The following is a 12,494-nucleotide window of genomic DNA, read 5'->3' on the forward strand; positions in this document are numbered from 1 at the left end:
TGTCGGGGATCAGTCGATGAGACTGGCCCACAGGTCGTACTCGTCCGCTTCATCGATGCGGACCTTGACCATGTCGCCGGGCTTGAGGCCGGTTTCACCGTTCAGGTAGACCAGGCCGTCGATTTCGGGGGCATCGGCGGCGGAGCGGCCAGTGGCGCCCTCTTCGTCCACCTCGTCGATCAGTACCAGCATCTCCTTGCCGACCTTGCGGGCCAGCTTGCGGATGGAGACCTGCTGCTGCAGCTCCATGAAGCGCTGGAAGCGCTCTTCCTGCACTTCTTCCGGCACCGGATCCGGCAGCTCGTTGGCCTTGGCGCCTTCGACCGGGCTGTATTTGAAGCAGCCGACCCGATCCAGCTCCGCCTTGTCGATGAAGTCCAGCAGCATCTGGAACTCTTCTTCGGTTTCGCCGGGGAAGCCGACGATGAAGGTGGAACGCAGGGTGATCTCGGGGCAGATCTCGCGCCACTTCTGGATCCGCTCCAGGGTGCGCTCGACGGTGCCCGGGCGCTTCATCAGCTTGAGGATGCGCGGGCTGGCGTGTTGCAACGGGATGTCGAGGTAGGGCAGTACCTTGCCGTCGCGCATCAGCGGGATGACGTCATCCACGTGCGGGTACGGGTAGACGTAGTGCAGGCGCACCCACATGCCGAGCTTGGCCAGCTCTTCGCACAGGGCCACCATGCTGGTCTTGACCGGCATGCCGTCGTAGAAACCGGTGCGGTGCTTGACGTCCACGCCGTAGGCGGAGGTGTCCTGGGAGATCACCAGGATCTCTTTCACGCCGGCCTCTTTCAGACGCTTGGCCTCGGCCAGCACTTCGCCGATGGGACGGCTCACCAGATCCCCGCGCATGGAGGGGATGATGCAGAAGGTGCAGCGGTGGTTGCAGCCTTCGGAAATCTTCAGATAGGCGTAGTGGCGGGGGGTCAGCTTGACGCCCTGAGCCGGCACCAGGCTGGTGAAGGGGTTGTGGGTCGGCTTCTCGACGTACTTGTGCACGTGGCCCAGCACCTCTTCATAGGCGTGGGGGCCGGTGATCTCGAGCACCTTGGGGTGGATCTCGCGGATCTGGTTCTCTTTGGCACCGAGGCAGCCGGTGACGATCACCTTGCCGTTCTCGGCCAGGGCCTCGCCGATGGCTTCCAGGGACTCCTGTACCGCGCTGTCGATGAAGCCGCAGGTGTTGACCACCACCACTTCCGCATCGTCATAGCTGGGCACCACGTCGTACCCTTCGGTACGCAGCTGGGTCAGGATGCGCTCGGAATCGACCAGATTTTTGGGGCAACCCAAGGAGACGAATCCTACTTTGGGGGCCTGTTTTGTGTTGGACATCGCTCAATCACTCTTAGGTGGCTCTAGTTTTAGGGCGCGGATTTTACCGGAATGGCTAACCAAAAACTATACAGCCGGCACGGCGGAATCGAACAATATCTCCGGCGAGGCAGGATTGTGCCAAGGCCGGCCCGTTTTGAGCCGATACGGGCCGATGGCGGCACCCTTGCCCCGTCAGTTCGCTGGCTGTTGAGTTTCAACTCAATTTTGCGAGAGCGGGAAGACGGGTGTCACTATACTCCCTGCAGGCAGACTGGAAGGAAGGACGGGATGGATAGCTCATTTGGCGAGAGAATGCAGAACGTGCACGCCACGCTCAGGCAGCGGTTTGACAAGTTGAGCCGGGTTGCCATCGCGATTTATGACCAGCACACGGACAGGCTCAAGACCTTCGCCCACAGCACCGAGGGAAGTTCCCCGCTGGTGCAGTACGAGGTCAAGCTGAGCGACGTCCCCTCCCTGCGCTATCTGGCCGAACATAAACAGCCCCGCGTGCTCGACACGCTGGATTCGCTGCTGGGCTCCCCCTCCGAGCACAGCCGCAAGCTGCTGGCGGCCGGTTATGAATCCAGCTACACCGAGCCGCTGTTGTTCAACAGCAAGCTGTTCGGTTTTCTGTTTTGCGATGCCAGGGAGCCTGGTTACTTCGACCCCGCCATCCGCGGTGAACTGGCGGCATACGCCCAGATCCTGGCGGCCATCATCGCGGTGGAGTTTTTCTCGATTCAGACCCTGAGCGGCGCGCTTACCACGGCGCGGGAGTTCAGCCGCTACCGGGATGAAGAGACTGCCAATCACCTGCACCGGATGTCGGCCTATTCACGGCTCATCGCCCGCGCCGTGGCCACCCGTTATCCCTTGAACGACGAAGAGGTGGAGTTCATCTATCTCTTCTCCGAGCTGCACGACATCGGCAAGATTGCGGTGCCCGACGCCATCTTGCTCAAACCCGGCAAACTGACGCCAGAGGAGTACGGGGTGATGAAGATCCACCCGCTCAAGGGGCGGGAGATGATCGCCCTGATGATCAGCGAGTTTGGCCTCGACGGCATCCATCACACCGACATGCTCAAGAACATCATCGCCTACCACCACGAGCGCTTCGATGGACAGGGTTATCCGGAAGGATTGGCGGGGGAGGCGATCCCGCTGGAGGCACGCATCGTCGCGGTGGCCGACGTGTTCGATGCACTCACCAGCGAGCGGCCCTACAAGCAGGCCTGGACGTTCGAAGCGGCCTTTGCCTACCTCGAAACCCACGCCGGCAGCCAGTTCGACCCCGCCTGCGTCGCCGCGGCGCTGTGCAACAAGGAGGCGTTTCGCGCCATCCATCAGCAATACCGAGAGCCCGCCGCCAGCTAGGCTGCGGGCCTGGTGTCATGGCTTGCGCTGCCTCGTTTTGCCCTGTTGCGACTCTGCCCGAGATAGAGTGAGAGCTGCGGCGGGCTTTGCCCCGTCGAGGCCGTCAATGGGATGGAGCCCATCATGACGAGCGTCACTGATTGACCCGCCTCGTGCCCTTGGGCTTATCCGGCTTAGGCCAGATCTGCTACTGTGACCATCAACTCATCACAAAGGGTGGAGCACAGCATGAAGATTCGATTCCTGGTGATAGCAACGACCATGGCGCTGGCGTCGGCCCCCAGCCTGGCTGACTGGGCCAAGGTGAAGGCGGCCGCGAGCGAGCTCGGCAGCGCGGTGAGCGACACCAGCAAGGAGGCGTGGCAGAGCGTTACCGACTTCTCCAAGGCGACCTGGGCATCGGTTTCCCAGTGGGGCTCGGAGGCGTTCAACACCGCCGGCGCCTGGACCGACAAGAGCGTGGCCACCGGCAAGGAGTGGCTCACGGTGGCCGACAAGAAGCTCGACGAGATGCTCGAGCCCAAGACGGCCGACGAGGCGCGGCTTGCCCTCGATACCATGGCCGACACCGCCCTGGTGCGGCTGTTCAACCAGCAACCCTCGGCCAAGCTGTTGTTTGACAAGGCTTATGGCTATGCGGTGTTCGACTCGCGCAAGTTCTCCCTGATGCTGCACACCAACCAGGGGGCCGGGGTGGCGGTCAACCGCACCAGCGGCAAGCACACCTACATGAAGATGTTCGGTGCCGGGCTCGCGGCCGGGCTCGGTGGCAAGTTCTACCAGCAGGTGATCCTGTTTGAAGACAAGGCCAGGTTCGATGCCTTCGTGAGCCAAGGCTGGGAGGCCACCTCCGAGATGGGGGCCGTGGCGGGCAAGGAGAGCGCCGAGTTCAGCGCCAAGTACAACGGCGGCATGGCCATCTACCAGATCGGCGAGAAAGGCTTGCTGCTCGATGCCAACATCTCTGGCTCCAAGTACTGGGTGGACAAGGATCTGACCCGCTAGTCACCCGCTTTCCGGCCTTTTCCGTCGGCCCGCATCTTGCTGGCTGACGGGAAGGCCTGCTACTTCGCAAATAATCTGCCCTCGCATCGCCTGTTACGGGCTGCTTGCCCCCTCTCATCCCGCTTGCCTGGTGGTTTTCTACTTGTTGGCACCCTAATTGCTTACACCCTGACAGCGTCAATGATTTGTCTGGGGATGGAATATGGAAATTAGTGCAAGCAGCCTGATGCAAGAGATGCAGGCTCTCAAGGTCGAAGCCGGCGCCACGCCGCTGACCCAGCCCGGCCGCCAGGTCACGTCCGACTTTGGCCAGTTGCTGCAACAGGCCCTTGGCAACGTCAACGAGTTGCAGGGGGCCGCCAACGATCTGCGTACCCGTTTCGACATGGGCGACAACTCGGTTGACTTGTCCGAGGTGATGATCGCCGGGCAGAAATCCTCCATCGCCTTCGAGGCGACGGTGCAGGTACGCAACAAGATGGTTGATGCCTACAAGACCATCATGAATATGCCGGTATAAGCGCGCTCACCATGGCAACTGAACATCATGAACATGTCAGCAATAAGGACATAAATCGTGGCTAATGACCAAAACGGCGAACTGCTGATGAACGATGAGGGCAGTGCCGCCCTCGATGAGAATGAGCAGAAGAGTTCAGCACTCGGCTTTCTGTCCAACACGGATGTGCTGCGTCAGATCACCCTGATCCTGGGGTTGGCCATCTGTCTGGCGATCGCCGTTTTCATCCTGCTGTGGGGCAAGGAGCCGGACATGCGGCCCCTTGGCACCTACACCACCCAGGAGCTGGTCAAGACCCTCGACTACCTCGATCAGCAGAAGATCCCCTATCAGGTGGATGGCAAGAGCGTGCTGGTCAGTGCCGAGAACTACTCCAGCATCCGGCTGGCGCTGACCCGTGCCGGCCTGGCCAACGCCACCGACACCACCAGTGACGGGGAAGACATCCTGCTCAAAGATTCCAGCTTCGGTGTCAGCCAGCGCATGGAGAGCGAGCGCCTCAAGCTGAGCCGCGAGCGTCAGCTGGCCAGCGCCATCGAGCAGTTCCAGAACGTGGCCAAGGCCCAGGTGCTGCTGGCCATCCCCAAAGACAACGTGTTTGCCCGCAACGAACGCAAACCCAGCGCGACCGTGGTGCTGAGCCTCAAGGGCAATGCCCTCGGCCAGGGGGAAGTGGACTCCATCGTCGACATGGTCGCCTCCGCGGTGCACGGTCTGGAGCCGACCCGCGTCACCGTGACCGACCAGAACGGCCGCCTGCTCAACTCCGGCTCCCAGGATCCCGTCTCTGCCCAGACTCGCAAGGAGTTTGCGATGCAGCAGAAGCAGGAGCTGGAATACAAACAAAAAATTGACGCCATCCTGATCCCGGTGCTCGGCGCCGACAATTATACGGCGGAGGTCGATCTCTCCCTCGACTTCTCCCAGCAGGAGCAGACCCGCAAGACCTACAACCCGGACTTGCCGGCGGTGCGCTCCGAAATGACCATGGAAGAGAACAGCGCCAACGGCAGCAACGGCGGCGTGCCCGGCGCCCTCTCCAACCAGCCGCCTGCCGCCTCCAACATTCCGCAGCAGGCGACCGGCCCCAATGCCGAAACGACCGCCTCCTCTTCCGGCCGCTCCCGCAAGGAGGCGACCCGCAACTTCGAACTGGATACCACCGTCAGCCATATCCGGCGCCAGATGGGTGGCATTCGCCGCATGACCGTCTCGGTGGCGGTGGATTACAAGGCGTCTACCGCTGCCGATGGCAAGGTGACCCGCGAGCCTCGTACCCAGCCCGAACTCGATACCCTGCGCCGTCTGCTGAGCGGTGGCCTTGGCTTTGATGTGACCCGTGGTGATACTCTGGAGGTGGTCGCCATCCCGTTCAACCGGCCCGAGCTCGAGAGCGTGGCCGAAGCGCCGCTCTACGAGCAGCCCTGGTTCTGGCGTGCGGTGCGCATCGCCGCCTCCGTGCTGGTCATCATAGTGTTGATCGTCACCGTGGTGCGGCCCATGCTCAAGCGCCTGCTCTATCCGGATGCCAAGCCGGAAGGGGAACTGGACTTCGACAACCACACCGTCTTGGGTGGGGATGACGAGCTCAGCCTGCTGGCGGCTCAGGCTGAATCCGAGCCGGTGTTCGGGGTACGTGATGGCCATCTGAAACTGCCGGATCTGCACCGTGACGAGGACTTGCTCAAGGCGGTACGTGCGCTGGTGGCGAACGAACCGGATCTGGCCGCACAGGTCATTAAAGAATGGGTAGCGAACAAAGATGGCTGACGAAAACAAGACACAGGTCACCGGCAATGACATCACCGACAGTCAGCGCCAGATCCTGGATCAGATGAGCGGGATGGAGATGGCGGCGGTATTGATGCTGAGCCTCAACGAAGAGGATGCCGCCCAGATCTTCCGCCATCTCGAGCCCAAGCAGGTGCAGCGGCTCGGCATGTCGATGGCCTCCATGTCGGATTTCAGTCACGACCGGGTGGCGGCGGTCCACCGTCAATTCATCGACGACATCCAGAAGTACACCAACATCGGTATCGGCAGCGAAGACTTCGTGCGCAAGGCGCTGGTGGCGGCCCTTGGCGAAGACAAGGCCAGCAACCTGGTGGACCAGATCATCCTGGGTTCAGGTGCCCGCGGCCTCGACTCGCTCAAGTGGATGGATGCCCGCCAGGTGGCCAGCATCATCCAGAACGAACACCCGCAGATCCAGACCATCGTCCTTTCGTATCTGGAGCCGGAACAGTCGGCCGAGATCCTGAGCCAGTTCCCGGAACAGGTGCGTCTCGATCTGGTGATGCGTATTGCCAACCTGGAAGAGGTGCAACCGGCGGCGCTGCAAGAGCTCAACGACATCATGGAGAAACAGTTCGCCGGTGCGGCGGGTGCCCAGGCAGCCAAGATGGGCGGCCTGAAGGCGGCAGCCAACATCATGAACTACCTCGACACCAACATCGAAGGACAGCTGATGGACTCCATCCGCGAGTCGGACGAAGAGATGAGCCAGCAGATCCAGGATTTGATGTTCGTGTTCGAAAACCTCATCGATGTGGACGATCGCGGCATCCAGACCATGCTGCGGGAAGTGCCGGGCGATCTGTTGCAACGGGCGCTCAAGGGCTCCGACGATCAGATGCGCGAGAAGGTATTCAAGAACATGTCCAAACGGGCCGCCGAGATGCTGGCGGACGATCTGGAGGCCATGGGGCCGATCCGGGTCTCCGAAGTGGAAGCGGCCCAGAAGGAGATCCTCTCCATCGCCCGCCGTCTGGCGGATGCCGGCGAGATCATGCTGGGTGCCGGTGGCGGCGAGGAGTTCCTCTGATGAGCGGTCACGTCGGCGTGAATAGCAGAGCGGGCAGCGTTATGGCGAGGAGTGCGGCAGACAGATGAACAACAACAAGCTGCGCGGTTATGTCAGACCCGACGGGGATGAGAGCCAGGTCCAGACCTGGGGCTGGCCCGAGATGGAGGTCGAGGCCGAAGTCGAGACCAATGCCCTCGGGCTGACGCCGGACTGGTATCGGCAGGAAGAAGAGGCCCCGGTCGAAGAACCGGTGGAGGAGCCGGCCCCCAGCATCACTGCCGAGGAGCTTGAAGCAATTCGCCAGGCCGCCTGGGAAGAGGGAATGGCCGAGGGGCGTGAAGCCGGTTATGCCAAGGGGCTCGAAGAGGGCAAGCTGGAAGGTCTGCAGCAGGGCCATGCCGCCGGGCTGGAGCAGGGCAAGGAGGAGGGGCTGGCCCTCGGCCGCGAGCTGGTGGATCAGCAGATGAGCCACTGGCAGGGGCTCATCGATCGCCTCGCCAACCCGCTCAAGGAGCTGGACGGCGCGGTGGAGCAGCAGCTCATCGCTCTGGTGATGCAGTTGGCCCGCGCGCTCATCCGTCACGAGGCTGAAACCTCGCCCCGGCTGTTGCTCGAAGCGCTCAAGCAGGGGCTGGCGCTGTTGCCGGCCGCCGAACTGGGGGTCACTCTGATGCTGCACCCGGACGATCTGGCCCGGGTCGAGCAGGCGTTCGGCGCCGAGGAGTGCGCCAAGCGCCACTGGCGGCTGCAAAGCGATCCCACCCTCTCCCCCGGCGATCTGCAACTGGCCACCGAACTCTCCAGCATCGATCTGACCCTCGCGGGGCGCATCGATCAGCTGCTGCGCAACTTCCTGCGCGACAATGCATCGCAGGATGTCCGCGGCTAAGGGCGTGCGGGCCGCCAGGGTGCGGCCTGTCTGCGTTCTCTACCCATTCAACATCATATCTCAGGAGGCCGGATGAGCGGCTCGTTACTCAATCGGTTGCAAGGGTATCGGGTTCGCGATATCGCCCCCAAACCGCCGGTGGCCGGCAAGCTGACCCGGGTGGTGGGGCTGACCCTCGAAGCCATCGGCTGCCGCGCCGCCATCGGAGCGCTCTGTCGCATCGATACCCAGGACGGCTCGCTGGAGGCCGAAGTGGTCGGCTTCTCCGGCGATCGGCTGTTTCTGATGCCGAGCGAGCAGCTCAAGGGGGTCATTCCGGGTGCCCGGGTGGTGCCCATCACCGAGGAGCACGGCATCCCGGTCGGCATGAACCTGCTGGGGCGGGTCATCGACGGCATCGGCCAGCCGCTGGACGGGCTCGGCCCCATCCTCTCTTCCCAGACGGTGCAGTTTGCCCAGCACCGCATCAACCCGCTCTCCCGCCGCCCGATCCATCAACCGATGGACGTGGGGGTGCGCGCCATCAACGCCGTGCTGACCGTGGGGCAGGGCCAGCGGATGGGGCTGTTCGCCGGCTCCGGCGTCGGCAAATCCGTGCTGCTCGGCATGATGACCCGTGGCTCGGTGGCCGACGTGGTGGTGGTCGGGCTCATCGGCGAACGGGGCCGCGAGGTGAAGGAGTTTATCGAGGAGATCCTGGGGGAGGAGGGGCGTGCCCGCTCCGTGGTGGTGGCGGCGCCGGCCGATGCCTCGCCGCTGATGCGGCTCAAGGGGTGTGAGACGGCGCTGGCCATCGCCGAGTATTTCCGCGATCAGGGGCTCAACGTGTTGCTGCTGATGGACTCGCTCACCCGTTACGCCCAGGCCCAGCGCGAGATCGCCCTGGCGGTGGGCGAGCCACCGGCCACCAAGGGCTATCCGCCCTCAGTGTTCGCCAAATTGCCGGCACTGGTGGAGCGGGCCGGCAACGGCAGCGACGGCCAGGGCTCGATCACGGCATTCTTCACCGTGCTGACGGAAGGGGACGATCTGCAGGATCCCATCGCCGACGCGGCGCGGGCCATCCTCGACGGCCACATAGTGCTGTCGCGGGAGCTGGCCGATGCGGGCCACTACCCGGCCATCGACATCGAAAAATCCATCAGCCGGGTGATGCCCATGGTGACCTCGCCGGAACACATGGAGCTGGCGCGCACCCTCAAGCAGTTCTACTCCCTCTACCAACAGAACCGTGACCTCATCACCATCGGTGCCTACAGCCAGGGCTCCGACCCCCGCATTGACCGCGCCATCATCCAGAAACCCTATCTGGATCAGTTCTTGCAGCAAGGCATGCGCGAGGTCATTCATTACGATGCGGGCCTGCAGGCCCTGCAGTTGGTGGCCATGCCGCTGATGCGTTGACGAGAAGATAAGAGGGAGGCGTGCCCATGAGTAAAGGCTTGGTAATGTTGTCGGAGCGGCTGGTGGAGGCCGAACAGCAGGCGGCGCTGGCGTTGGCCAAGGCCCAGCAGGATCTGAAAATCTTCATGGAGCAGCAGGACGCGCTCAACCAGTACCGCCAGATCTACCACCAGCAGTGGACCGACCGCGGCCTGCAGGGCATCGGTGCTCAGCAGAACAGCCAGTATCACGCCTTCATCAACAAGCTCGAGCAGGCGGCTACCCAGCAGTACGAAGGGGTGCTGCAGGTACGCCAGGCGCTGGAGCTGCGCCGCGAGGAGTGGCTGGCCGCCCAGCAGCGGCGCAAGGCGGTGGAGTTGCTGCTGGCCAAGCAAGCGGGACGCGAGCAGCAGAAAGCCCAGCGCCAGGAGCAGAAGATGCTGGACGAGTACGCCATGCTGCGCCGTTTCCACCATTCTGGCCTGTAACTTGCTTTCTTCTTGCCATCCCGTGTGCGCCTCACTTCCCCCGGGGAGCTGAGGATAAATCCGAAGCCGAATGTCGCCAGGAATCTTCACCATGATGCAGACACTGTTAACCAATTCTCCCGCCGCGCCGACCGCTGCCGCTGCCGACAAGAGCGCTGTGCTGACGGCGAGCCAGGATGGCGGTGAAGGGGCCCTGCAGAGCGACGGCAAGGTCGGCTTTTCCGAGGTGATGAACCGGGTGCAGCAGGCTGACAAGATCAATGTCAAAGCCGACGGCAAGGTTGCCAACGCTGGTGGCAAGGCCCCCAATGCTGATAGCAAGGCTCCGGCGCGGCCCGGCGCCGAGCAGGGGAATGTTGGTGCAGCGGACAGCAACAAGCCGGTGCCGACCGCCAAGAGCGAGGCTGCCAAATCTTTGGCGAATGAGGCCGAAGAGGCCGGTAACGCCGACGACAAACCACAGAAGGGGAGCGAGCCCGACCCCGCTCTCGTCCCCAACGATTTCTTGCAGCGTCTGCAGGATGCCCTCAAACAGGACACCTCCCTGGTCGCCCCGCCGGCCATCAATCTGGTCGCCACCGCTCCCGTCGTCGAGACGGACGGCAAGATGTTGCCGCACAACGACGCGGACGCCGAGTCGACCGAGGCATCGGCCACCCTCACCCAGCCGCTGGCTGGCAGCGGCGATAAACAAGTAGCGACGACCAGTGCCGCCGCGCTGGCCCGCCAGGCTGCCAGCTTGCTCACGGGCGAAACCAGTGTGCCGGTTGATGCGAAAGCCGCGCAGCCGAATGCTGTCACGACGGGTGACGCTGCCCTGACGGCTCAGTTGCAGGAAACCGGAAAAGAGGGAAGCGGCAAGGAGAGCGGTGCCGGCGCCAATGCCGACCAACCTACCGATAAGAATGGCAAAGAGACCAAGGGGAGCAAAAACGAGCTTTCCGCCGCCGAGCGGGCGGCCTTGTTGAGCAAGGTGCCCACCGCCGCGTTAAGCGAGCCGGGTGAGAATGACACCAGGATCCAGCTGGAGGGCGCCGACAAGGGGGCCAAGCCTGTGGTGCCGCCCATGGCGGGCAAGGAAGAGCCGGTAAAAACTGCTCCACTGCAGGCCACCCACCAGGCCGTGGCCACTCAGCCCGGCGCCGCCAGAGCGTTTGAAGAGGGGGTGACCCGCACCGATGGCGGCTCGAGCAGCGCCGCTGCTGACAAGGCGCCGACGCAGACCACCGCCGAGGGGGATGGGCAGTCCAAGCCGGTGGCTGCCAAGGCCGAGGGCCAGCCTGCTCCTGCCGCCAGCAGCGGCGCACCGGCTCCGGCCACCGCCCCAGCCAGCGAACCCGTGCTGGTGGCGCCGCAACAGGTGCTCGCCAGCAGCGAGCCGCAGGGCCCGCAAGCGTCCCTGGCCAGCCTGTCAGCCGGACTCAAGCAGATGGAAGCCACCGAGCGCAGCGAAGCCCCCAGGGCTCGCAGCGAGGTGAAAGTCGACGTGAAGCAGAAGGCGGCAGAGCTGACTCGTGGCGGCACCCTGGAGAGCAGCGAGACGACCACCACCCCGGAGAGCAGCCGCAGCCAGCAGGTCCAGCAGAACAGCCAGCCCCAGGCGGTGGGTCATGACAACCGGCCGGCGGCCACCGAAGCGGCTGCGCGGCGCGAGCCTGCCAACCTGCCCCACCTCAAGCTGGCCGATCCGGAGGCACCGGCCCAGTTGCATCAGAAGGTCAACCTGATGCTGGCGGACAAGCTGCAGCAGGCGGAGATCCAGCTTGATCCCCTCGGCCTTGGCAAGATGAAGATCCAGATCCAGATGGGGGCAGACAGCCAGGCCAACGTCCATTTCGTGGTGCAGCACGGCCAGACCCGGGAAATGCTGGAGCAGGCCATGCCCCGGCTGCGTGATATGCTGGCCGGACAGGGCATCCAGCTGGGCCAGACCCTGGTGCAACAACAGCCGCAGCAGCAGTCACAGGGCCAGTCGGCATTTGCCGGTCAGGGCCAGCAAGGCCAAAAAGGCAGCGGATCTTTTGCCGAAACAGGCCAAACTGAGGCAGAGGTCACGGGCGCTGGCATGCGTTTGTCGACGGAATCGACAAACGACAGCGGAATTGATTTCTATGCTTGATGCCAGCCCGAGTAAGTTTATGATATCGAACAAGTTTGAGACTAGGGTGGACAAGGGATGGCAGACGATAACGAACTGACGCTGAAAGACCCGGCGGCAGGCAAGAAAAAGAAGCTGATCATGATTATCGCCCTGGCCGTGATTGTGCTGGGCGGTGGCGGTGCTGGCGCCTGGTTCATGCTGTCCGGCGGCGACAAACCGGCGGCCGAGGCCGCGGGAGAAGGCAAAGATGCCAAGCCCAAGGAGGCGGTACCCCAGCCTTCGCTCTACGTGGGCATGCCGCGCCCCTTCGTGTTCAACGTCTCCGGTGGTCAGCGTGACCGGCTGGTGCAGATCAAGATCCAGCTGATGGTGCGCGGCACCGCCGACGAGACGCTGGCCAAGCAGAATATCCCCCTCATTGAAGGCACCCTGCTGCGGGTCTTCAGTGCGGCCACCAGCGAGCAGCTGATGACCTTCGAGGGCAAGGAGAAGCTGCGCAAGGATTCACTGGAAGAGTGCCGTCGGGTGCTCAATGACCTGGTCTCTTCCCCCGTTATCGAACAAGTGCTGTTTACCGGCTTTGTCATGCAATAAGGGTGAAG

At 63.2% G+C, this 12,494-nt stretch carries 11 protein-coding genes; 10 read left to right on the forward strand and 1 reads right to left on the reverse strand.

Annotation, left to right across the window (positions count from 1 at the left end):
• Nucleotides 1-9: 9 nt before the first annotated feature.
• On the reverse strand, nucleotides 10-1,338 hold the full coding sequence (gene rimO / locus ACPW75_RS03925; RefSeq protein ID WP_011705268.1) for a 30S ribosomal protein S12 methylthiotransferase RimO: 1,329 nt from the start codon (nucleotides 1,336-1,338) through the stop codon (nucleotides 10-12).
• 270 nt (nucleotides 1,339-1,608) lie between these two features.
• On the opposite strand from rimO, the gene ACPW75_RS03930 reads away from it, so the two are divergent.
• The 10 genes from ACPW75_RS03930 to fliL all read left to right on the forward strand — a co-directional run bounded on the left by ACPW75_RS03930 (nucleotide 1,609) and on the right by fliL (nucleotide 12,486).
• A complete protein-coding gene (locus ACPW75_RS03930) occupies nucleotides 1,609-2,700 on the forward strand; it encodes an HD domain-containing phosphohydrolase (protein WP_179101393.1) in 1,092 nt (363 codons plus the stop codon).
• A 228-nt stretch (nucleotides 2,701-2,928) separates the two neighbouring features.
• Nucleotides 2,929-3,705: a beta cell expansion factor BefA gene (gene befA, locus ACPW75_RS03935; RefSeq protein WP_077096037.1), complete on the forward strand. Its 777-nt coding sequence runs from the start codon at nucleotides 2,929-2,931 to the stop codon at nucleotides 3,703-3,705.
• A gap of 202 nt (nucleotides 3,706-3,907) precedes the next feature.
• Nucleotides 3,908-4,225, forward strand: a complete 318-nt coding sequence (gene fliE, locus ACPW75_RS03940) for a flagellar hook-basal body complex protein FliE (protein WP_029301485.1) — start codon at nucleotides 3,908-3,910, stop codon at nucleotides 4,223-4,225.
• 57 nt (nucleotides 4,226-4,282) lie between these two features.
• Complete coding sequence (gene fliF, locus ACPW75_RS03945) at nucleotides 4,283-5,995, forward strand: flagellar basal-body MS-ring/collar protein FliF (RefSeq protein WP_016350050.1); 1,713 nt, start codon at nucleotides 4,283-4,285, stop codon at nucleotides 5,993-5,995.
• A complete protein-coding gene (gene fliG, locus ACPW75_RS03950) occupies nucleotides 5,988-7,049 on the forward strand; it encodes a flagellar motor switch protein FliG (RefSeq protein ID WP_011705273.1) in 1,062 nt (353 codons plus the stop codon). The genes fliF and fliG overlap by 8 nt, the downstream gene beginning before the upstream one ends.
• 64 nt (nucleotides 7,050-7,113) lie before the next feature.
• Nucleotides 7,114-7,920, forward strand: a complete 807-nt coding sequence (gene fliH / locus ACPW75_RS03955) for a flagellar assembly protein FliH (protein WP_077096036.1) — start codon at nucleotides 7,114-7,116, stop codon at nucleotides 7,918-7,920.
• A gap of 72 nt (nucleotides 7,921-7,992) precedes the next feature.
• On the forward strand, nucleotides 7,993-9,324 hold the full coding sequence (gene fliI, locus ACPW75_RS03960) for a flagellar protein export ATPase FliI (protein ID WP_011705275.1): 1,332 nt from the start codon (nucleotides 7,993-7,995) through the stop codon (nucleotides 9,322-9,324).
• Between the two features lie 26 nt (nucleotides 9,325-9,350).
• Entirely contained in the window at nucleotides 9,351-9,791 is a 441-nt protein-coding gene (gene fliJ, locus ACPW75_RS03965) for a flagellar export protein FliJ (RefSeq protein ID WP_011705276.1), read from the forward strand.
• A gap of 91 nt (nucleotides 9,792-9,882) precedes the next feature.
• A complete protein-coding gene (locus tag ACPW75_RS03970) occupies nucleotides 9,883-11,910 on the forward strand; it encodes a flagellar hook-length control protein FliK (RefSeq protein WP_179101392.1) in 2,028 nt (675 codons plus the stop codon).
• 57 nt (nucleotides 11,911-11,967) lie between these two features.
• Nucleotides 11,968-12,486 (forward strand): flagellar basal body-associated protein FliL, encoded by a 519-nt coding sequence (fliL, locus tag ACPW75_RS03975; RefSeq protein WP_077096035.1) that lies wholly within the window; start codon nucleotides 11,968-11,970, stop codon nucleotides 12,484-12,486.
• The last annotated feature ends 8 nt before the right edge of the window (nucleotides 12,487-12,494 follow it).

Origin of the sequence: Aeromonas sp. FL131, assembly GCF_049860615.1 — a bacterium.
In the GTDB taxonomy this organism is placed as follows: domain Bacteria; phylum Pseudomonadota; class Gammaproteobacteria; order Enterobacterales; family Aeromonadaceae; genus Aeromonas; species Aeromonas hydrophila.

Coding starts and splice junctions, on each gene's coding strand:
- rimO (WP_011705268.1), bottom strand. CDS start 1,338: ATGTCCAACACAAAACAGGCCCCCAAAGTAGGATTCGTCTCCTTGGGT.
- ACPW75_RS03930 (WP_179101393.1), top strand. CDS start 1,609: ATGGATAGCTCATTTGGCGAGAGAATGCAGAACGTGCACGCCACGCTC.
- befA (WP_077096037.1), top strand. CDS start 2,929: ATGAAGATTCGATTCCTGGTGATAGCAACGACCATGGCGCTGGCGTCG.
- fliE (WP_029301485.1), top strand. CDS start 3,908: ATGGAAATTAGTGCAAGCAGCCTGATGCAAGAGATGCAGGCTCTCAAG.
- fliG (WP_011705273.1), top strand. CDS start 5,988: ATGGCTGACGAAAACAAGACACAGGTCACCGGCAATGACATCACCGAC.
- fliH (WP_077096036.1), top strand. CDS start 7,114: ATGAACAACAACAAGCTGCGCGGTTATGTCAGACCCGACGGGGATGAG.
- fliI (WP_011705275.1), top strand. CDS start 7,993: ATGAGCGGCTCGTTACTCAATCGGTTGCAAGGGTATCGGGTTCGCGAT.
- fliJ (WP_011705276.1), top strand. CDS start 9,351: ATGAGTAAAGGCTTGGTAATGTTGTCGGAGCGGCTGGTGGAGGCCGAA.
- ACPW75_RS03970 (WP_179101392.1), top strand. CDS start 9,883: ATGATGCAGACACTGTTAACCAATTCTCCCGCCGCGCCGACCGCTGCC.
- fliL (WP_077096035.1), top strand. CDS start 11,968: ATGGCAGACGATAACGAACTGACGCTGAAAGACCCGGCGGCAGGCAAG.